Here is a 20,936-nt window from a genome sequence, read left to right as displayed (position 1 = left end):
GCGGAACGTCGACGAGTTCATCGAATCGCGGTGTCGCATGTCGGCGCGCTGCTTCACTCGAAGCTGATCACCAAGTGCCCTACAGCAACGGCCGGATACGCAGCCCGAGACACTCGTCGATGGCACTTCGCCGTGGAGGCCGGCGCAGGCGGATCATCCCCGCGTCCGCGGGGAGCAGCCGAGCCGGGGAAGGTCCGGGATCGAGTGGTGCGGATCATCCCCGCGTCGGCTGGGAGCACGCAGGCCGACCTGAACTGAGGCAGCTTCTGACCGGTCATCCCCGATGGTAGCGAGCAGTCGTGGTCTTGCGTCGAGACTGGGGGCGGTGGACGACTCGTGGCCGGGCTGGCGCAAGCGGTGCGGGGTTGTTGTTCTCGTCGACGACACCGAAGCCGACGTGGCGCAGAGCGTTGGTCAACTGCCCGCTGCGGAGCAGCTGTGCCGCGGCAGGGTCGACCAAGGCGGCGTCGAGAGTCTCGGTGAGCCGCTCCACGGTTTGGCCGGTGAGCCGGCGGTCGGAGGCTGCCCTTGAGCGGGCGACCTGCACGAGGTGAGCGACGAGATCGTGGCGCTGACGCGTGAGTTCGCGCCGACGTGCGCTGTCGGTCGACAGGTAGGTCTCGCGTAGCTGCTCACCCAGCTCTGTGAGCGCGTGGACACCGTCCGGGTCAACGCGGACGAGCTGGTTGGCAAGCCAGGCCGCGATGGTGGTCTTGCGTAGCATCCGGATGGTGGCGGCCGCGTGACCATCCCCTTCCCCGACTGCCTTCGCGAGTTCGTCGCGCGCTGCGATGAAATGCTCGGGCTGCGGCCCGTAAAGCTCGACCAGCGCGGCGTCGGTGTCCACCACTCCACGATGTGCGAAAGCCGTTGGGCGAGCAACGCCGACCGGCGCTGAACGGTCGGTCGCCGGAGGTGGGCTAGATACGCAACAGCCGGGCGATCAGTCGTCGCCTGGCTCCTGGATCCACTTCGGCAGCTACCGCTCTAGCGTCATAAAGCCGGCAGCTCGGTCGCGCTTCGCCGGGATCGAGATGTTCGTGTCGCCCGGGCGTCTAAGGGGCAGCGTCGTAGATGCGAGTCTCGAAGGCGATGTCAACCAGGGTGCTCGCTGAGCCGTGAGGCACGAAGAAGGCCGGCTGTTCACATCCGCCGGTATCGATCCATCCGCTCGTCGCGGTCGTCAGGTTCGTTGCGTCTGACGCGGTCGCGGTGTCTGGCGTGTCCGAGTAGTACATCGTTCCGACGGTGACCTTTTGGCCGAGGGTGCGCCAGTGGGTCCTCATGGCTCGGGAGGCGCACCCGTTCATCGTGAGAGGGAAGTTCGCGATGTAGTTGGGCCGGTCCGAGAACGCTCGAAATGTGCCAGACATTGATGCCTCAGTCGCAGATGGCCGGAACTTGGCCATGGACCACTGGTTGGTGGTGGCCACGGTCTGGGGCAAAGACGCCAGCGACGTCTGTGCCGACGGGGATGGCTGGGGTGCAGGTGTGCTGGTCGAGACGGCCGGGGGAGTCACGGCCTGGGTGGTGGGTTGGTGCGACGTCGACGCCTGCCTGTCGTGGAGAAGGCCTGCGCCGAGAGCGGCCACGACTGCGACCGCCGCGGCAGCGCCGGCAGGGACCAGCCATCGCCTGCGGTGGTTGCCGGCAGTCGAACCGTTCGCCAGCCCGGCAGGTTGGTGGGTGGGCTGGGTGAGGAGCAGCGTGCCGATAGGCCTCCATGTCTCGGCCAGCACCGTGGTGATCGCATCCGGGGACGTCGGCGTCGTTGCGTCAGCGATCAGGTCGGCCGCAGATGGCCGATCGGCTGGATCGGGAGAGAGAGCCGCTCGCACACGCCCGGCAAGTGACTCCGGAACTGCGGTCAGATCAGGCAGGCCAGCCAGGACCCGCTGGGCGATCTCAGGTGCCGATCCCGAACCGAATGGCGACTTCCCGGTGGCGGCGTACGCGACGGTTGCTCCCCAGGCCCACACGTCTGCAGCCGGCCCGATCCTGTCTCCGCGGAGTTGCTCCGGAGCCATCCAGCCGGGCGACCCGACAACTGTGCCCGGCGCGGTCAGTGCGGTCGCGTCGGCGTGATGGGCGATCCCGAAGTCGATGAGCCGCGGACCCTCCAGGCTGAGAATCACATTCGCTGGCTTCAGATCCCGGTGAACCAAGCCGACGCGGTGAATGGCTACGAGCCCCTCGGCGATGCCGGCCGCGAGCCCGACAAGCATCAGATCAGAGACCGGGCCGCGGCCGCCGACATGTTCTGCCAGCGTGGGTCCTGTGACGTACTCAGTTGCGAGCCAAGGTGGTGAGGCGTCGACATCGGCGTCAAGGTAGTGCGCACAGCACACCCCGCCGACCTGCTGACAGACCGCGATCTCTCGCCGAAACCTCGCCAAGAACGCTGGGTCTCGAGCCAGCTCTGCCCGCAAAACCTTGACCGCTACATTCCCGGCGCCGGCCTCGGCAAGGTAGACGACACCCATGCCGCCTTGCCCGATCCGTGCGATCAGCCGGTACGGTCCCAGCGTCGCCGGATCCTCGTTGGTGAGCCGCTCCATCATCCCCCCGGCCCCTCCTTTGGATACGTTGCCGCATCGTACTGGTGCGACGCACGCCCCGCCATCAACCCGCATCAGCTGTCGAGAATCGCCAGATCGCAGACTTTGGGCGCCCAATATGAGACGTGTTCTGAGGCTGATGTTACTTGTGTGACTGATGGGACGGACGAGATCAGGTCTCCGGGTTGGCGGATGGCGATTCTGGGCTCCGAGTCTCGTGGTTCCCCGCGGGTGTGATCGTGCTCCGCAGTCCCAGGACCCACACGAAAGCGGGCGACCTAGATGAGCGGGACGAAACGCTCGATGACGAAGCACACCACCACCGACCCATCGGAACCGGTCAGCACGTGGTGCCGTCCGACCTCTGGGAGGCCGGACAAGGCGTTCGTCGTGGCCGACCCACTTTGGTGAAGAGGAGACATGAGATGGGCAACGAACTGGCGGAGGACGAGCCGCGAGTGCGGCCGACGCTCGGGCTGACATTCGCCCTACTGAAGATCGATCGACACTTCGTTCCCGCGCTTCGGCGCGCAGAGATCCTGCTCGGCCTGGCTGCAGCCAGCTGTGGGTGTTTTCTGGCCAGGGCAACTCACGGAGACGGGACCTACTTCGTGTGTGCTGCGATCGTGCTCGGCCTGGCCGCCGCCGGCTTGCTGTACCGCCTGACGCGCATTGCCCGTAGGCACCGCCAAGCCAGGAGCGATGCCTTCATCGATTGGGTAGGTGACGTCAAACGCACAAAGACACCTGCGCAAGGAAGGGCCGCTGACGTTGAGAGTCGCTAAGTCTTAGATCCGGGCGCGGAGCTGGCGGAGCACGCTTGACGTCGAACGTTCCGCCGGCGCGGCTGGTCGGGTTTACACGAGGTTGCTGACGGGACAGCTGGCCATGATCGCGGGCACTGGCGAGTTGGCCTTGACAACGGCTGCGGTGGCGGGGGAGATGAGGTTCAAGAGTGCCTCGGCGTCGGCCAAGCGGTCGTGCAGACCGGTTCGGGTGGAGAAGACGGGTTCGTTGTGGGCGAGCCGGTTGCGGAACTTGTTGATGCGGGAAACGAGCTCGTGCACGGCGGCTCGCTGGGGTGACCCGGCGAACGCACGTGACAGCATCGGGTTCCAAAACAGGGCGGTGCGAGGGTGGTCGGTCATCTTGGTCCAGAACCCGAAGGTCATGGCAGCGACGACTTTGCCGTGCTGCGGGTTGGAACCCAGCCCGCGGCGCGCATCGACGAGTGCCTGCTGGCTGCGGCGGTTCAGCTCGGCCTGCTTCCGTACGGCGGCCTGAATGCCTTGGGTCCGGGTGAACAGATCGCTGGCGGGGTCGACCGCCCAGTCCGGGTAGCGCGCTGAGAGCTGGCGGTCATACGCGTTGCGCAGGGCGACCTCCAGGTGGCAGGTGTCGCTGAAGGCGGCCGCTGCGAGTCTGGAGTTCCAGAAGTAGAGTTCGATTGCGACGGCGATGTCCCCGTTGCAGTGGCTCAGATACCGGTCCGCGCGGGGCTGGCTGAGCCAGCTCTCGAACTCGCCGTGGGAGAGTGCAGGTTGAACAGGTGGTTGCACCCCGGGTAGAGTAGCGGTATCGCCCCGCGGATTAACTGCCCTCTGGCCAACTTTGATGTTGTGTTAGGCACCGCGGGGCTTAGCTATGTCTCCGGCCGGCCCGGCGGCCTCTGAACATGGCGATCGCCCCAGAGCACCTGGTCGACGGATCATCCCCAAGTCGAGGGGGAGCACCTCCAGTTCTTGTCGTCAGGGTCAAAGTCAGGCCTCATTCGCGATCATGGAGCTCCGCTCGCTCGTGGTGGGCGCGGACGGCGTCGGCGATCAGCGGGTCGGCAACGTTGTACGTGTAGTCCAGATCGAGTGAGTCCATGGCGTCGTCGGGCAGGTCGGCGGCGAGGACGATGACCTCTCGGATGTACCGGTCGAGTGCGGCGAGACTGCGCGCGTAAGTGTGCGCCCCTTCGAGCTGTGGAACGTCGGCCAGCCACTGCCCGTCCTCATGGGTTACGTGTACCCGGTACGTCACTTGAGACTTCATTGGAGCATCCCTTTCCGAGTGCCGCGCGGCTTCGAGGGCCTTCCTCGACCGTCCGGGGAGTCCGGCCTCGGCCCATGGCCGCCCTGTTCATGTCCTGGTTATCCCCGCGTTCGCGGGGAGCAGGACAGCAGCGAGGACGAGTAGACGTCCCAGGCGGATCATCCCCGCCCCTGCGGGGAACAGTCCGAACTGCTGAACGATCCTGATGGCGTGATGGGATCATCCCCGCGTCCGCGGGGAGCGCCCGAGGCACTGCGGCGCAGCCGACCTATTCCGCGGAACATCCCCGCATCTGAGGGGAACACGAACACCGTCTGCCTCCGAGGTGAGCGGACCGTCAGGCCAACTCTCGGCGCGTCGAGACGACGACGAAAGGCGGCCATGGTGATGACCATACCGGCCGGTGAAGAGGGCAACCGTTCTCGCAATCTGTGACTCGGGAGGGGCGATGCAGGCCCGGACCCGGCGCGTACCCGGCCTGCCGCGCATCGCTCACATCCCGCCGAGATTCCAAACCGATCATGCTTACGGTTTGCGTAAGTGACTTGAGGGGGATAGCGTAACTAGAAACTTACGGGCACCGTAAGTTCAATCTGAGGAGATGGTGGATGTCGAAGCGGCTCTCCATGGCCGATATCGCAAAACTGCTCGGTGTGTCCCGTCCCAGAGCGTGGCAACTACGCAAAACAGACCCAGCCTTTCCTACCCCGGCCGTCCAGGAGGGCAACAAGGACTACTTCACTGAGGCATCGATCCTGCGCTACGCCGCGCAGGCCGGACGAGGCATCGAGAAGAGCGCGCCGGTGTTCTTCCGCCGCCCTGGGCCAGATGCCTCGTCGGAGTTCAGCCGGGTGGTGACGAGCCGCGGGCACGCCGTCTTGATCTGGGAGGTTCCCGGAGCTTTCACCTTCGGCCTCACCTACACACCATTCGGGAGCTCGCCGGACCTCACCGGGGGTTCGTTGCGGCGCATCCTGGCCGATGTGCCCGAACTGGATTCGATCGTTATCGGGCTTGAACTGTTCGACGTCGACGGGCCGGAACTGAAGGCCGTCGATCGGCATGCGACCGACCGTGTCTACGAGCCCCAATGGACGGACCTGGCCGAGATTCTCGCTGGGCCGGTGCCGTGGTGGCCGCTGGCACTGCGTAAGCCCGAGGAGATGTTGGGCTGGCAGCCCGGAGCGGCGCAGATGATGACCTCTCCGATCGACGAGGTTGATGTCGGGGTGCTGCTGCGCGCCGTCGCAGATCACGAGGCCGGCAGCCCGGTCAGCGTGACGCTCACGGCGTTTGCCCGCGAACAGCGTCAGCTGTCGCGGGCCGAAGTCGAGCGTGACATCGACCGCCTGAGCGAAACCGAGGCGTATCGTCTGGGGCACATCCAGATCGCCGCGGTCGCGGCAGCCGGCGACGACACCGTCACTGAGGTACCTGAAGTAGTACGGCGCGCTGCGTGGGCCCAGATCCTCGGGAACCCCGACACCCTGTCGTGGAGTTGCGTGCGCGAGAAGGTGAAGTGGGACGGTGGAAAAGACTTCCCCTGCTCCTACGTCGACGGCTTCGCCCCTGACGCCGACGATGCCGCAGCGGCTGAGTGGCTCGCTGGCCTCGAGCCCGCCCAGGAGCCGTTGCCGGCGATGTTCGCAGTGTTCGATGCCGACCGGGTCGAGAATTACCTCGTCGACCCACGCACTGACGCACCTGTAGTTCGCTACAAGTACGACGCCGGAATCGCCGCCGCGATCCCGGCCCGGATTCCGGCCACCGCGCCACTGCAGGAACTGATCCTCGGCCAGACGCTGTGGATCCGCACAACCGACGGCGAACTGTACCCGGTGCCACGGCAGCACGGCCGCGGCGTCGCTTACGGATACGGCGGCGGAGGACCGACAACCCTCGCCCGCACCATCGCACTCCTCCTGGACGACATCAACGCCGAATCGGCGTCCGGTACAGAAGAATTGAACGAAGGACTGCGGCAGCTGGTCAGCATGAAGTGGCCGCGCGGCACCGCCCTGACCCGCAGGCAACTCGAGGCCGAGCGAGCCACCTAGGAAGCACGGTGAACACCAGAACGGGGCCTGCCCACTCGTGATGTCTGGGTCGATTCACGGAATTTGACAGGGGGTGCGGCACGTTGCGCCCCCTGTCGCTGAAGCCCCGCGTCCGTGCGAGGAACAACGGATCAACAGGCGTCGATTCATCGCCCGGACCCGTTCACGTGCGGGCCATCCGCCTCGGAGATCACATGCCGGCAGACCGCGCCGGCCAGGGCAAGGCGCCGTCTGTGCAGCGCAGCGTCCCACCGCACGACGCACGTCCGCGGGAGCAGGTGAGGAAGCGTCACCCGAACCTGAAGGTGGCTGGATCATCCCCGCGTGCGCGGGGAGCAGCTGATCATCGGAATAACGATCGCGGTCACGCTGGGAGCATCCCGCGTGTGCGGGGAAGGCTCAATGGTGCCGCCAATCGCGCAGTAGACGTCTGGGTCACCCCCGCGTCTGCCGGGGAGCAGCACTGGTACCTGATCCTGCCGATGGGATCATCCCCGCGTCCGCGAGGAAGGGTTCGAGGCAAGCTTTTGCGCGGAGCTGGTCGCCCGGACGTACTGCTGGTCAGTCGTCGCCGTGGCCGCTGGAGGGTTTCGTGAGCCGTGGGCCTTCTCCCAGCCAGATCACTGCTTTGCGGCAGGGAGGGCAAGTGGGCCGAGATCATCCCCACGTCCGCTAGGGAGTTTCAAGCGCTGCGGGGCTAGTGGGTCCCTGGCAACGAGCCATCCCAGGGCATCCGCGGAGAACACAGCATTCCGAAGAACGCTACCCAGTCTTCAGGCGGATCGTCCCCGCGGCCGCGGGGAGCACGCTACTTGCAGGTCGTGGATCTCCTTCATGGTGGGATCATCCCTGCGTTCGCGGGGGAGCAGATCGGCACCAAGACCACCGGCTGCAAGCCGGGACAATCCGTCCGCAGGGAGTATCAGACATTCTTCGCCTCCGTGGTGCTGCTGCCCGGATCATTCCGTGTCCGCCGGGAGCACATCGACGGCCTGGTCCAGCTGCGTGACGCGACCGGATCATCCCCGCGTACGCGGGGATTACGCGCCGTACGATAGGCACGCGCGAGCGGCGTGCACCGTCACAAGTGCGTCGGCCTGATCGTGAGCCCCCGAGTGTTGTAGGAGGACGTCTGGCCTTCGAAGAACTCGCCAGGAGTTTCCGGATCAACCCCGCGGAAGCGGGGACACAGTCATGCGGCCATTCAATGTCAGCTCAGGGGTTTCCAATCCGGCCACGGTCGTGGCCCGCGTAGGCCGCGGAGACACGCAACTCGCAATGCTGCCTCGGCACGGACCGATTGCTCCTCGCTGGCGCGCTGGGCGGCGTAGCAGGTGATGCGCAGCTCACGGATGTCGCGCAGGACGTCGAATCCGTCCCACTTGAGCACGTCGTGTCCGTACGCCGCGGCGAAGCTCTCGTAGTCCTTGGCCGTCATGGTGCCGAATGTGCTCAACCGAACGGCCGTGCTGACCAGGTCCCATTCGGGCGGTCCGAGCGAGAATCGCTCCAGGTCGAGGAGGACCGGCCCGTCGGCCGTTACTACGACGTTGCCTGCCCAGGCGTCGCCGTGGATCGTGCACCGTGGCAGGCCGGCCGGAAGCTCGGCGAAGGCCTTCGTGAGCTGGGCGAGTTGGTGGCGCAACCAGCCGCGATCGTCGTCGGCGAGGGTCTTGGCGCGGTCAATGCGCTCGGCGAGGCGAACGAACGGCGTGAGTGCCGGAAGCTCGAAGTCTGTCGGTAGCGGACTGGCGTGTAGCCGTTTGAGTACGGCGGCGACTTCGGGTGGTGTGCCGTGACGGTGTTCGGGAAGCTCGCGCCAGAAAGTGACTGGTGAGCCATCGATGACGAGTGGCTGATCTATGTCGGGAAAGGCTTTGACTGCTGGCACTTCCGCCGACTCCAGCCAGCGGGAAACGGCTACCTCTTTGGCGGCAGCAGTTGCCTGCCCACTTCGTCCGATGCGCACCACGACTCGGCTTGGGAGGCTGTAGATCGCGTTCTCACCAATCCGGATTGGCCTTGCGCCGAACGATGACAGGCCAACTTGAGCGCAGGCGCGTTTGAGCAGTACCTCCGAAGGTGGCACGGTCACGAGGCGGCCAGTGCGTTGCGGATGTCGTGGCGGAGCTCGGCGACCTCGTCGACCCGATCGAACACTGTGGGGCGGCGGTCCAGATCGCGGAGGTCGTCGGCAGCGCGGCGCGAGCGCAGGGATTGGGCGTCCTTGAGCGCCCGCGCGCCGATCACGGCGGCTTCCTGTGGATCGCCGACCGTCATGCATAGCGACGCCTGCTTGATCCCGCTCATCGCACGCGACCGAACGTAGGTTTCGGTGTGGCCGGCGACCGCGCTGGCCAGCCTGGATGCTGCTTCCTGTTCGGCTTCGCCCTCCGGGACGGCAAGGTCCCACAATGCGTGGCCGGTGTTGCCGAGGTGCTGCGCCCGGTCGTAGTAGTGCATCCAGTCGGGGTCCTTGGCGCGATCCGCGTGGGCGAACTGCTCGTCGGCCAGGCCGACCGTCCGCAGGGTCTCCTGCACGCTTCCGAGCTTGGCCAGAGCGCGAACACGGGCAGCCAGGAGCATGGCTCGCTCGGTCGCTGTCAGGCGACATGACGCATCCACGTTGTCGGCACCTCGCCTTCCTGGCCACGGCAGCTGTGCAGTTCGGCGTTCGACGCTGTGGTGCGCTGCCTGGCCAACGTGTACCAACCACCGGCTGTCTCCGACTGATCGGCAGCCCGAGGCTAGCCTGGAGCGATGGACGACGTACCGGCCAGCCGCGTTGCCATCGGCGTCTACGTCCTGGCCGCTGAGACCGTTGCCCAAGGTGTCGTGTTCTTCGATGACGACGGGCAACGTTGGGAAGTCGTGTCCAAGCCCCTGCCCCTCCGGCCTGACCGCTACCTTGCGACTATCCGCCGGCTGGGCGGGGAACGATCGGGCAACCAGTTGAACGCCGAACTGCGCGTTGGCCGTAGGGTCAACTAGCGCCGAGCTTGGCCTCGGCAACGGTGGTCCACTGGTACATCCGGTGGTCACGGTTCAGGTCGATCAACGCAACCGCTTCTACCCGGACCTGTGCCGTGTGGGGTTCGTGGTTGGCCAGGACGTCGAGCGCGTGCTGTGCAGGGCCGGTGGAGTTGGTGTAGCCGAGGGAAACGTGGGGACGGTACTCCGGTGACTCGCTCACTTCGCCGCACACGTCAGTGATCGCTGCCCGGATCGCGTCACGGATCGCGATCAACGGCTCCACCGGCTGGACCGGCAGCTTCAGCGCCTCCGGGTCGATCACTGCCGGCCCGATCGTGACGTCCACCGGCGGCACCGACGCCAGCCGGGCCCTGGCCAGTTCCACCACGCGATCGGCGGTCTCCCGGTCTACCTCATCGGTGAAGCCGATGCCCTGCATGGTCAGGTGAAGCCACTCCAGCGGGATCGGGTCGTACTCCGGCAGGTCAGCCAGTGCAGGTGCGTACTCGTCGGCCAGGGTCGCGACCGCCGGGGAGTCAGCGAACGTGATGTGCCAGGTGTAGAACGACCGGCCGACCCTCCAGCCGGGCCGCCAGTACCAGTGATCTTGGAGTTCCGTCACGTCGGTCATGCACGACATCTTGGCCCTGCCCTGGTCCACCGTGGCGGTGAGGTCGGCGTGGCGCGTCAGGTCGCTGACGTGGCACGCAACGTGAAGTCCGCGATGCTGTCCCGGATCCCAGTGGTGACCGCGGCAGCCGGCCGCGGTCCCTCCACGGCAGCCAGCGCTGCCACCTCACCTACCCGGCGCAGCAACGGCCGTACCCGATGCTCCGGCGGGGTCTCCAGCACCGGTTGCAGCGCCTCTGCCGCCCCGTCCGGCTCACCGAGCATCAAGTGTGCCTTGGCCAGCCGCAGCCGCACCATCCGCTCACTGCTCGCGTTGCGATCTGCCACTGGGGTGCGCTCGAAAGCCTTCAGACCGTCCAAGGTGAGCGCCAACGCCTTGCTGGGCTGGTGCGGGCCGAAATGGGTGTCGGCCCACAGGCCGGCGGCCCGACCGGTCGTGCACTGGAACGGCCCGCCGACCTCATCGGGGGACGGCTGGAGCTGGTCGGCCAGGTGTCGCGCCTCGGCGGGGAGCAGAGGTACCCACGGGTGAACTGCCCGAGCATGTGAGGATCGTCCCCGCGTCTGCGAGGGGAGCAGCCCTCAGCAAGGATGTCTTCGACGGTGACCGGCGGATCATCCCCGGGTCCGCGGGGGAGTAGTCATCGGCCACAGGTCACAGCTTCCGACCCGACGGATCATCCCCGCGTCCACGGGGAGCAGCCGTGGGTGTGGGAGTTCGACCACTCTTGGCTGGGATCATCCCCGCGTCCGCGGAGAGCAGCTCACTGACCTTGGCGTTTGCTTGCGACAGTCGGGATTCGTGATCAGTCTGCCCTACTTCTGCCAATGCGGTGAAGACGCGCTGTGAGGGCAGCATGCAATTTCTCTTCGGACTCAACTTCGACCGATTCGCACCGGTACTCCAGCCGCCCGCAGACGTTGACAACGGGATGTTGACTGTTGCGCAGGAGTTGCACGCTGAGGACAGTGCGGCGACGCCAGCCGCTTGCGTCAACCGGTGACCAGATCTACACCGGCGTCACAGACGCGGCACCCGCGGTCGGGAAGAACGTCCTGCTCGGGACTCATCGGTGTGACCCTGAAAGCACTGCGCCAACCAATAGCTGCGCACGACGCCCTGGCGCTGATGGCCTTGTCCCGCACGGCTTGTCCCCGCGCCTGCGGGGAGTCACGCCGGGCTCGACCTGGCAATCGGCGTGGCGGTCGGATCATCCCCACGTAATTGGGTCGCGGATCTCGTCTCCCCGTACGGCACATTGCGCCGGCTGTTGTTCGAGGCGAAGCGCACGGTCGCGAGCCGGGATGTCGCGGCGAGCTTCAACCCGCTGGCTAGGCATGCTGAGGACATCACTAGGGTCTCCGGGTCCGGGGAACACGTCCGGTTCTTGCTGCCGTGGTCAGCGGTGATTGGATCATCCCCGCATCCGCGGGGAGATATCGCTTGGGTAGGGGCTCCGTACTGGGGTGGCCCCAGGTGAGGCCGCATGGCACAGGGGGGATCTCGGATGGCTCCGCGTCAGACTAGGGAGCATGCTGTCTCGGCGTGGCCAGCGACGATGTCGTTGCCTGCTCAGTCGAGGTTCTGGGTTTGGCTCGGACGAGTCAACCCTGAGGTGGCACCTCCAGACGCTCAGGCCCGATGTGCCACCAGCTAGAGATCCGGTTTGAGGGCGCCTCTGCCCTTAAGGGCCCTGCGGAGCCAGAGGCCGGCCTCCTCCGGAATGGGCTCATTCTCTCCGGAACCCTCTCGTTCCACGATCAGGAGCGCGAGCCGGGCCATCGCCGCTGGCTCTCCGCTAGCAGCGACTTCGCGGAGCAAAGGTTCGGCCGCGGCGATGTCTCCCCGTTCCAGGAGCAGAGCCCCGAGATGGAGCTTCGCGTCGAGATGTCCGGCAGCAGCGGATTCGCGGAGCAAACGTTCGGCCCCGGCGAAGTCTCCCCGTTCCAGGAGCAGAGCCCCCAACTGGGCTCTCGCATGAGCCTGTCCGCCGTCGGGGGACACTGACCGGAGCATGAACCTCGCATCAGGCTGTCCGCTGTCCGCGGCTTCGCGGAGCAAGGATTCGGCCTCGGCTACGTCTCCTCGTTCCAGGAGCAGGGACCCAAGCTGGACCTTCGCCTCAGGATGACCGGCGGCCGCGGCCTCGCGGAAGAGGGCCTCTGCCCCCTCGGCTGCCTCAGCGGTCGCCTCCTTGGCAGTGAGCATGAGCAGCCCCAACATGACCATGGCGTCGACATCGTTGGCCATGTAAGCCCTCGACAGCAAGGTGATGGCTTCACTCCACGTGCCCCGCTGGCTGGCGACGATCGCCACGATGTTCAGGGTGCGAGCGTCGGCGTCGCGAGTTGCGTCGGCCCAGAACGTTTCCGGCACCGGGCGTGGATCGCGGTGATCTTGGCCATCGTCAGCGGCAACGAGATAGTCGAACGGGCGGTATCCGCGAGTGCGTTCGTCGAGGTAGCTGGTGGACAGCGCCGCCGCCCTCCCTGCGCCCTCCGGAGGTGTGCGCACGGCTGCGATTGCTGCGCGTACATTGACGCTGGTGATGTCGATGTCTGGCCGCGTCAAGCGGAGATTCTCCACAGTCAACTCGGCGAGCGTGGGTTCGGGGATCGGGCCTGGCCGGCCAATCCGTGCCCAGTCGACGGCAACCTGAGTCACGATGTACTGCAACGGATCTCGTACTTTCGCATCGTCGTAACGCTGCAACAGGTCTCGTGCCCCGGCCAGGATCTCGCCCAGCCCGTGGTGGCCGAAAGTCTCGTCAGGGTAGGTGTTGGCAGCTTCGGCTTGCTCGTCCGGGTTCTCGCTGGTGTGGTTCAGGTCAATCGTGAGCGCCTGATCGAGTAGCAACCGGGTGCCGCGCTGGAGCTCGCCGGCGATGCGGAGCTGGTCCCGCTTCTCCGAACGCAGCGTCGCCACGACTGTCGTGCGGCCGGCACGAGCAGAGAGCCGTGCCAGCAAGGCTGTCGTGAGTGGGGTAGTGGCGTTCAGGTATTCGTCGAGGTCATCGAGCCACACCACAATCGGATCATCGGTGTCAGCGATCCGGGGGTGAGTGGCGACCTCAACAACGCCGTCGTTCACGGGCCACAACACCTTTGCGGCCGGGTTGTTATTGCGGATCGCTTCGAAGAGTGTGCGGGTCTTTCCTGCCTTGGACGGGCCGACCACGATCACGAGCTGGTCAGCGCTCAGCGCCTCCGTTAGCCGGGCGTCGAGCTGGTTGGCGGTTCGTCTCACATAGGCGTCCTGGTTTTGGCTTTGTGCGTTGCCGTACGCCGAGCTCGTGGCCCCAAGCAGGTAGGGATTCAGCTGCGCGACCGCAGGCAGATCGTCATTGCCAAACACCTTGACTAGCGCGTGGAGCGGGCGAGGGCCAAGCGGCTCCAGGGCCCCGATGATGAGGTCTCCGCCGATGGTGTTGCCCGCTACATTGTTGACAGCGACACCCGGGATGGCAGGCGCGGTAGCGGCGGGAGCTACGACCGCGCCGCCGTGGGGTCCGGCGGCTCCTTGAGCCCCGCATGTACTCCCGTGATCTTCGCATCGCCCGCGATCCGGCTGTCCGCGAGTCGCACACCATCGGCGGTGGACTTGATGTCGGAGATCTCCAAGGTGGCGGCGACAAGACTCTTCACATCCACACCAACCACCGCTTGTGGGTGATGCAGCTGTACAGCCTCCAGCACGACTGCGGCTGCAGCTGCCAGCTCGGTGTCTCCCGCCGCGCCTGCTTCCTCCAGATCCTCAGCCAATGATTCCATCTTGGCCACCGAATCAGGGCGACGCTCTAACACCGCCACATCGACGTCGCGGTACCTGCCAGCGATCAGGGTCTTCAATCCTGCGTACGCTTCCTTCACCGCCTGAGCCGCCGAGTCCTTCACCCCCGCGGCCGCGCCGGCAACAATCGCCGAAACCACCACAGCCGTCACAGGATCCATCCCACGATCCTCCCCACCCCGCTCAATCCCGGTCAACCCCTGCCAGCTGTTCGGCTGGCACTGAGAGTGTTCTGTGACGTCAGATCTTCGTGAATTGCGACGGCGCCGGCGCGACCTCTGAACCGTCACCACCGCCCCCTCAAAGCATGAGTCACCACGCTCAGTGGGGGTCATCCCCGCATCCGCGGGGAGTGGCACCACCCGTCCGCGAAAGAGCTTGCCAAGCTGGGATCGTCCCCGCGCCTGTGGGGAGCAGCGGACCGTGATGCGTTCGGACGCGACAGGTCCGGGATCATCCCCGCGTCTGCGGGGAGCAGCGAGTGGTCTCCGCTCCGCACCGCTGCACTGCGGGATCATCCCCGCGTCCGCGGGGAGCAGGCTCACTGACCTGGGCATTTGCTTGCGAGGACCATGATTCTTGATCAGTCTGCCCTACTTCTGCTGCGAGTGCGGTGAACTGGCGCCGTGAGGGCAGCATGCAGATCTCTCTTCGGAGACCATCAGCTACGAGTCACCCGCAGCTGAGTAGCCTCCTCGAATGAACACTCTATGAGTAGTTGGCTATGGCAACCGACAGGGCGTCCTGAAGCAGCAAACCTGCGGTGCCGCGATCGACCGACGTCAAGCACCCCGCCACGGGACGAAGCCGCTCAGATCATGGATGGCGGTGTACGGCTCGCCCGCGCGCTCACCGGGCTGCGGAGGACGGACCTTCCAGTCTCCGCCGAGCCATACCATCGTCCAGGTCGACGATGCGTAGCCCGCGCCGGCCTGGGCGGCAACCAAAAGGGTCACGCGGTCACCCGTCGCGTCCAGGATCTTGAAACCTGTCAGCTGGACGCCGACGGTCCCGTCAGTGTCGCTGGTATCTTCCGGTGCGGTCTGGAGCCACAAGATGTAGCTCTCGAGGTCCTTTCCAGGCACCATGATGCGGCGAAGAATTGGGAAGGTCTTTGCGCCTGTCGTGTCGTTCTGGATCGACATCGACGCGAGGTGGTTGTAGGCCGCGCACACCGCTCCGACCGGCGAGTGCGCGAAGCAACGACGTAGTCCATCGGGATCCGTCCACTGCGGACCGTACGCATCGGCGCCGGGAACAGCGACCTGGTTCACCAGGCTCCAGGACGCCCCGATGATCGCGGTGCTGGGCACCGTCTGACCGCCTGCAGGGAGGCTGCAGGCGGTTGCGCTCACGGAATCGGTCGGCGATGGCCTTGCAGCCGGGCCGGTCGCAGACCCTCCGTCCGGTGACATCGGTGCGGGAGGGATGGCGGCGTGGTCGGCGCCTCCACGATTGGCCAAGACGATCAGCAGGCCGACGACGAGGGCTGCCATCGCGATAGGGGCGATCAACACCCGCGAAGACCTACCACGGTGCGTCCTGATGCCGGCAGATGCACGCGATAGCCCGCGTCTCTCATCGGTCATGGCCCGAGACTATCCAGCCACAGAGGCTGCGCGGCGGACCGCTTGATCGGGGCCACCGGTCCGGTAGCGGGATCCGTCGGGTGTGTGGGACGCCCCCGATCAGCCTCCTTGCACAATGCCAGCACGGCGGAGTCGGTTAAGGACGAAACTGTCCGCAGTGCTGATCTCAAGGCGGTACGGGCGGCACGGTGGCTCTGCGAGGGTCCCGCACGCGGGTAGGTTGTTCGCGATGACCTGGAGATGTGCGGCGACCGTAGCCGTAGTGCTGGCTGCCTCCGAGTGTCTGTTCCTCACTGCCTGTGCGGATCACTCACCGAAGCAGCAGGAACGCCAGGCTCTGACCGTGGTGGCCGGCGGTGGAACGGATGCGTCCGCGACGAAGGCTGACGAGGCCAGGCTCAGCGGGTCCGTGCGCGACCTTGAGGTCGACGGGCACGGGGTGGTTCGGCTGCTGATCAGTGAGAAGAACCGGGCAACCATCTGGGTCTTCCAGCCCGGCGGGGGAGCGCAGCACATTCTTGTCGATCCGGCTGTCACTTCGGCATCGCAACTGGCCGTCGCCGACGACGGGACGATCTATATTTCGCATTCCCTCAAGGGGATCGGGCAGGTCGCGAAAATCGATGCCTCCGGCAAGGTGACACCGATGGTTGGTGACGGCCGGCTCGGGTTCACGGTTGACGGCGGACCGGCGACAGGCTCTGCCTCGGCGATCACGGGAATCTGCGTCGATCCGCAAGGCCGACTGGTGTACGGCGAGGTCCGCTACCTCGACGCATCGCGTCAAGACATTGGCCTGCTCCGGCGGGTCGAGGCCGATGGACGGGTGACAACCATCGCAGGGCGGTCAGCCCCATTGAGCGACGACGACTATCCGGGCGCCATCGCGCGTTCGGTGGCGCCACCCGCCGGGACCAAGGCTCTCGCCTGGCCGCTGCCGGGCATCTTTCAGTTGCGGAGCCTGGCTGCCGGTGACGACGGCACGATCTTCTTGGAGTCTGATCGTGGTGTGCTTGCCGTAGCTCTGGACGGAACCATCCACGCGGTCGCCCGCAGGCGCGATGCGTCGGGTGCCCCGGTCGCGGACCGGCCGTTCACCCGCGAAGGCGACGCCGCCGATGCCGATCCCAACTTCCTGCCGGACGCGGGAATCACCGCGGACGCCGGCAGCGTGACGCTGCCTGTCCAGTACCGCGGCGCCCAAGACTCGCGATCTGTCCCGCCTGCCTACCGCTGGACCGGGAAGCTGTCTGCCGGTGCACAGAAGATCATCAACGCGGCCACATACTCTGCTGAAGGCGACGCGCTGCAGCATCTGCTGCGCGTGGTGCGCCCAGACGGCTCAGTGACAACCGCCGCGTGGGCGGTCGACGGCGGAGCGATTCGCGGCGACAGCGTCTACGTCGTGATTACCAGCGAATCTGCGGAGGAGTCGCTGGTCGGGCGGCTCGACATACCTCAGTGATCACCTGCACTGCGTTCCCGACGGCCACATGACGCTCCGCGCCGGCTCACCACTTGGCGACCAATTCGCCTGGGCATGAGACTGGGGCGCCGCTACACCAACAGCGACGCCCCGGTAGCGGGCTCCCGAGGCAACCTGTTAGAAGCAAAGGAGTCATCCCCGCGTCCGCGGGGATCAGCGGAACTTCTGCCGGTACCGGTCGTAGGTCCCGGGATCATCCCCGCGTCCGCGGGGATCAGGTCTGCGTGCGCGAGTTGGTCCCGAAGAACTGCAGATCATCCCCGCTTCCGCAGGGAGCAGAGATACTCGCGGGGGAACTGCTCGAGTATGTGGGGATCATTCCTGCATCCGCGGGAAGCAATGCGCGACTGCCAGTGGCGATCCTGGCTGATCGGAGACGGGGCGGGTTTCTTACCGGGTGATCCCGGGTTGCCTGGAACACATGGTAGCTGTGCCCACTGACACCGCGTGGCTCACAGCACGGCAGTTCGGATCATCCCCAACGGACGCGGGATGCAACTCGGTGTGGACCCTCCGCGCGTCTACGGCGAACGGAGGTACTCGGGGCAGGCCCAGTACTGCGAACGTCTCCGGACACCACACTTAGCGGGCGAAAAGGCGAAATCTGTGGCTCGGGTGTCACAGACCGCCCCGGAGCCGGGCCTTCTCCAGACAAGAGGGATAGACCCATTGGGGGTCTTCCAGCCAACGGAAGGACAATGATGGAGGCACTTGTTATCTGTGTCGGCATAGCGCTAGTCACCCTGGTGAGTGCCGGAGTTCTGGCGTCGTGGAGCGAGGCGCCGTTCGGGTCCGACCGATTCATGTGTGACTGCCGCGCACCCGGATTCCACGCGGGCCACCTGGTCCGAGGACTGCAGTTGGTGCTGGCCGGTCTACTCCTGGCTAACGGCCTGATCCCGTTGCGGTACTTGACTGATCCGTGGGCCTGGCCCCTGGCCATCTGCTGTGTCGTCATGAGCGTCAGCCAGTTGATGCAGTGGTGGCGACACCCGGCGGCAAGGACCGCACCCGCCTCGCCCCGCCACTGACCTCGCCCCGGCAGATCGTCACAGGCGCGGCCGGACGCCCTTGCCCAAGCTGACACCCGTTTGGCCGTCAGGTCGCATTTGGACTCGGGTTGAGTGGCCCGTTCAGTAGATGCCGTGGGACATGATCTGCGCGGATTGGTCGCACAGCTCCAGACGTCGGGTGGGTTGGTCCGGTACGCACTGGGGTTCGCTGTACAGCCAGGTGGTCATCGCGGCGGTGGCGTGGATTGTGGCGATCGGGTATCTGGCCACGGTCTCCTCGATGGCGGGGTCGCGGTGGAAGACGATCTCGTTCCAGAACATGTCCAGGACGTCGTTGCCGCGGTCCTGGTGCTCGTCGGGGCACATGGCAGCAAGCAGCGGACGTGCACCGTCGCGATAGTCGTCGGCGGTTGGGTCGAACCCCGAATCCTGGCACCACCGGTTCCCGATGCTGAGGAGGTTGAGGGCAACCGCTCCCGCGTCCGACGGCGCGGTGCGCTGGAGCTCCTCGGCGCACAGCTCCTTCCAAGTCCCGAACCGAGCCTGGACAGCGACCTGTTGCCGGAGCAGCTCGCGGCGCATCTCGAATACCTCTATGGACTCGTGGGTTCGGCGAGGCTCGGTCCGGCCGGGAACGTTGAAACCGCCGTCCTCGACGTAGGACAGGTAGTTGAGCAGGAACATATTCGTCCGCAGGACCTGTTCAAGGACTCGCCGATGGAGCTCCCGCTCCGATGCCTGGGTCGGGAGCACGACGTCCTCGGCCATCCCGGGAATCACCGGGCCTCGCCGGCACTGGCCCTTGTGCCGGTTCTTCTTTCCCATAGCCGACGACATTACCGCGCAGACGACCGCTGGCCAGGGGCTAGCGAGCGTCTCTGAGTCACGCCTTCAAGGCCATGGTGGTGCCGGCGGGCCACGTGTAATGCCCGGTACTCCGGTCCTGGTCGACGGCGAGCAGTTGAACCTCGCGGACGGTAAAGGTCACTGCCTGGGCGGCATCGACTCCGCCACTGCTTGCCGATGGCATCGACCAAGGGGTCGGAATCGCCGGCCGCAAGTAGTGGCGCAGTCGGATATTGAGACTCTCCGAATTGCTTTGCTCTCCCGGCCCACCAGGATGGTCGGTAGCGGAACGCCAGCCACCGGATTGGCCACCGGATCTGCCCGCGGGCCGATGTCTTCTCCGGAAGGGTCGCAGTCGCCGGCGTGCAGCAGCACCCCGGGCCGTCAGTCCTGCTCGACGGCGTCGCGCACCTGATCGGCGATGGTCTGCGAGCCGTACCCGCGCAGCGCGATCACCGGCAGCCCCAGCTCGTCGTACCAAGCCTCCAGTTGCGAGATGAGCGCGCGTCCTTCTCCACACCCAAGTAGATCGCCGATGGCTGCCCGGCGGTGCGATCCCGCCGGTACGCCCGCCGCAGCCAAGCCGCAGCGTCGTCCACGCCGTCGAAGGACAGCGGCCGGGCGATCTGCCGGCCGTGGTCGGCCAGATCGGGAAACGTCCCGGCGCGACGGGCCGCGGCGGTCAGCGCCGACAGTCGCTTGTAGGCCGATGCTGTGTTCGGCACCGTCCCGGCCGCGACCAGGCGGTAGAAGCACTGGCGCAGCGTGACCCGCTCGGCGTACGACGCGACGATCGAACGGGCCTGGTCGACCACATCGGCCCAATCCAGCCGAGACACCACGACCACCGCGCTTCGGGAACGAGCCAGCCAGGGACTAGTCCATCATCCGCTCCTCGTTCCCGGCTGCCGGAGCCCCTGGGGACACGTTCGGGAGTTGCCCGGTGCTATCTCGGTGGACCGGCCGATAGTGTCGGTGCAGTGAGCCGCGCTATCACGTTCATCCGGCAGGTGACGTCGTCGACGACGTACCACCCAGATGGCACCGTGGACACAACGAAGGACCCGGCGGTATGGACGCTGGCCCACCGCGGCTACAGCGGCTCCGGCCGGCTGGATATCTGGGTCTACCCGACCAAGGCCATCGCAGTGCGGGAAGGAGCCGCGCTGGCGATGGCCTGCGGGCTGGATGAAGACGAAGAAGCGGTCAAGCTGTTCGACGCGCACCGCTACGAGAAGGTCCTCGAGCGGTACGAGGCCACGCACCCCAAGTCTCACCTGCTGCGGGTCCAGGCAGCATTCCTGCAGTACCCCGAATGACGCTGCGAGCGCGCCGCCTGGGCGCGTGGGGCGGAAGGTGGAACCATCGGGCAATGAGTGAGTCCGGGGATGTTGTTGCGGAGCGGCTGGCGGCTGCGTTCGACGAGGCAGATGCCACGCTGGACTGGGTCGAGGCGGCGAGCGGGCCGGCCATCGTGAGGCTGGCCAGGCTCCGGCCAGCCCTGACCACCGCCGGGATCGGATGCCTGGCCGTCGCGGCCATGACCGTAGCGGCCGGCGGCGATCCGTCCGAACAAGCCGACGTGAGCCGGGTCTGCCGCGAGGCCACCGAGCTGCTCGACGATGCGGTCGGGCCGCTCGCGGGGCGGTGGCGGATCGACGGCGTGGCGGACCGGCTCACCCCCGTAGGGCTCGGGATCGGCGACGATCCGCTTGATGCCGCGGTGACGGACCAGGCCATGGTCAGGATCGGCTCCATCATCTTGCGGACCGTCGACGTACTGTTCGCGATCGCCGAGGAGGAGTCCGTCATGCCCGACCTGCGTAAAACCGCCGCTGAGGCCCTGGACGTCTTCGACGAGCTCGAGGGCGAGACCATCCTGACCATCCTGGCGGACCTCCAGGACTCCTGAACCCGGCAGCTCAGGCGTTCCGTGCATGAGCGTATGCAGGTC

At 66.3% G+C, this 20,936-nt stretch carries 19 protein-coding genes; 6 read left to right on the top strand and 13 right to left on the bottom strand.

Annotated features, from left to right (window positions below; translation table 11 throughout):
• Positions 1–274: 274 nt before the first annotated feature.
• Together ACFV9C_RS41785 and ACFV9C_RS41780 are read right to left on the bottom strand one after the other, a co-directional pair.
• A complete protein-coding gene (locus tag ACFV9C_RS41785; protein WP_380203076.1) occupies positions 275–847 on the bottom strand; it encodes a hypothetical protein in 573 nt (190 codons plus the stop codon).
• A 208-nt stretch (positions 848–1,055) separates the two neighbouring features.
• Positions 1,056–2,561 (bottom strand): serine/threonine-protein kinase, encoded by a 1,506-nt coding sequence (locus ACFV9C_RS41780; protein WP_380203074.1) that lies wholly within the window; start codon positions 2,559–2,561, stop codon positions 1,056–1,058.
• 422 nt (positions 2,562–2,983) lie between these two features.
• Here ACFV9C_RS41780 and ACFV9C_RS41775 point away from each other — a divergent pair, with 422 nt between their 5' ends.
• Positions 2,984–3,343: a hypothetical protein gene (locus ACFV9C_RS41775; RefSeq protein WP_380203072.1), complete on the top strand. Its 360-nt coding sequence runs from the start codon at positions 2,984–2,986 to the stop codon at positions 3,341–3,343.
• Between the two features lie 72 nt (positions 3,344–3,415).
• On the opposite strand, the gene ACFV9C_RS41770 is transcribed toward ACFV9C_RS41775, so the two are convergent.
• Both ACFV9C_RS41770 and ACFV9C_RS41765 read right to left on the bottom strand, forming a co-directional pair.
• Positions 3,416–4,117: an Abi family protein gene (locus ACFV9C_RS41770; protein WP_380203070.1), complete on the bottom strand. Its 702-nt coding sequence runs from the start codon at positions 4,115–4,117 to the stop codon at positions 3,416–3,418.
• A 208-nt stretch (positions 4,118–4,325) separates the two neighbouring features.
• Positions 4,326–4,598, bottom strand: coding sequence for a hypothetical protein (locus ACFV9C_RS41765; protein WP_380203068.1), 273 nt, complete (start codon positions 4,596–4,598; stop codon positions 4,326–4,328).
• A gap of 608 nt (positions 4,599–5,206) precedes the next feature.
• Here ACFV9C_RS41765 and ACFV9C_RS41760 point away from each other — a divergent pair.
• On the top strand, positions 5,207–6,655 hold the full coding sequence (locus ACFV9C_RS41760) for a hypothetical protein (RefSeq protein ID WP_380203066.1): 1,449 nt from the start codon (positions 5,207–5,209) through the stop codon (positions 6,653–6,655).
• A gap of 1,210 nt (positions 6,656–7,865) precedes the next feature.
• On the opposite strand, the gene ACFV9C_RS41755 is transcribed toward ACFV9C_RS41760, so the two are convergent.
• On the bottom strand, positions 7,866–8,750 hold the full coding sequence (locus tag ACFV9C_RS41755) for a phosphotransferase family protein (RefSeq protein ID WP_380203063.1): 885 nt from the start codon (positions 8,748–8,750) through the stop codon (positions 7,866–7,868).
• Positions 8,747–9,196: a hypothetical protein gene (locus tag ACFV9C_RS41750; protein WP_380203061.1), complete on the bottom strand. Its 450-nt coding sequence runs from the start codon at positions 9,194–9,196 to the stop codon at positions 8,747–8,749. The genes ACFV9C_RS41755 and ACFV9C_RS41750 overlap by 4 nt, the downstream gene beginning before the upstream one ends.
• Before the next feature lie 219 nt (positions 9,197–9,415).
• On the opposite strand from ACFV9C_RS41750, the gene ACFV9C_RS41745 reads away from it, so the two are divergent.
• Positions 9,416–9,646 (top strand): hypothetical protein, encoded by a 231-nt coding sequence (locus tag ACFV9C_RS41745; RefSeq protein ID WP_380203059.1) that lies wholly within the window; start codon positions 9,416–9,418, stop codon positions 9,644–9,646.
• Here ACFV9C_RS41745 and ACFV9C_RS41740 read toward each other — a convergent pair.
• From ACFV9C_RS41740 to ACFV9C_RS41720, 5 genes are all read right to left on the bottom strand, one after another.
• Positions 9,639–10,259, bottom strand: a complete 621-nt coding sequence (locus ACFV9C_RS41740) for a 2'-5' RNA ligase family protein (RefSeq protein ID WP_380203057.1) — start codon at positions 10,257–10,259, stop codon at positions 9,639–9,641. The two genes, ACFV9C_RS41745 and ACFV9C_RS41740, sit on opposite strands and share 8 nt — an antisense overlap.
• 56 nt (positions 10,260–10,315) lie before the next feature.
• Positions 10,316–10,555: a hypothetical protein gene (locus tag ACFV9C_RS41735; protein WP_380203055.1), complete on the bottom strand. Its 240-nt coding sequence runs from the start codon at positions 10,553–10,555 to the stop codon at positions 10,316–10,318.
• Positions 10,556–11,912: 1,357 nt separating this feature from the next.
• A complete protein-coding gene (locus tag ACFV9C_RS41730) occupies positions 11,913–13,613 on the bottom strand; it encodes a tetratricopeptide repeat protein (protein WP_380203053.1) in 1,701 nt (566 codons plus the stop codon).
• 131 nt (positions 13,614–13,744) lie between these two features.
• Positions 13,745–14,209 carry a hypothetical protein gene (locus ACFV9C_RS41725; RefSeq protein WP_380203051.1) on the bottom strand — a complete coding sequence of 155 codons (465 nt, stop codon included), beginning with the start codon at positions 14,207–14,209 and terminating at the stop codon, positions 13,745–13,747.
• Positions 14,210–14,830: 621 nt separating this feature from the next.
• Positions 14,831–15,637, bottom strand: a complete 807-nt coding sequence (locus ACFV9C_RS41720) for a hypothetical protein (protein ID WP_380203049.1) — start codon at positions 15,635–15,637, stop codon at positions 14,831–14,833.
• 262 nt (positions 15,638–15,899) lie between these two features.
• Here ACFV9C_RS41720 and ACFV9C_RS41715 point away from each other — a divergent pair, with 262 nt between their 5' ends.
• The gene (locus ACFV9C_RS41715; RefSeq protein WP_380203047.1) at positions 15,900–17,102 is read left to right on the top strand and encodes a hypothetical protein; all 1,203 of its coding nucleotides are present in this window, start codon (positions 15,900–15,902) and stop codon (positions 17,100–17,102) included.
• A gap of 1,154 nt (positions 17,103–18,256) precedes the next feature.
• Here the strand turns inward: ACFV9C_RS41715 and ACFV9C_RS41710 are convergent.
• Together ACFV9C_RS41710 and ACFV9C_RS41705 are read right to left on the bottom strand one after the other, a co-directional pair.
• Entirely contained in the window at positions 18,257–18,961 is a 705-nt protein-coding gene (locus tag ACFV9C_RS41710) for a hypothetical protein (protein WP_380203045.1), read from the bottom strand.
• A 473-nt stretch (positions 18,962–19,434) separates the two neighbouring features.
• Positions 19,435–19,821: a hypothetical protein gene (locus ACFV9C_RS41705; protein WP_380203043.1), complete on the bottom strand. Its 387-nt coding sequence runs from the start codon at positions 19,819–19,821 to the stop codon at positions 19,435–19,437.
• A gap of 141 nt (positions 19,822–19,962) precedes the next feature.
• On the opposite strand from ACFV9C_RS41705, the gene ACFV9C_RS41700 reads away from it, so the two are divergent.
• Positions 19,963–20,301, top strand: a complete 339-nt coding sequence (locus tag ACFV9C_RS41700; RefSeq protein WP_380203041.1) for a hypothetical protein — start codon at positions 19,963–19,965, stop codon at positions 20,299–20,301.
• A 53-nt stretch (positions 20,302–20,354) separates the two neighbouring features.
• On the top strand, positions 20,355–20,894 hold the full coding sequence (locus ACFV9C_RS41695) for a hypothetical protein (protein ID WP_380203039.1): 540 nt from the start codon (positions 20,355–20,357) through the stop codon (positions 20,892–20,894).
• Positions 20,895–20,936: the final 42 nt, after the last annotated feature.

This window comes from Kribbella sp. NPDC059898, assembly GCF_042730855.1.
Lineage (GTDB): Bacteria > Actinomycetota > Actinomycetes > Propionibacteriales > Kribbellaceae > Kribbella.
This window is presented reverse-complemented; position numbering and strand designations above follow the sequence as displayed.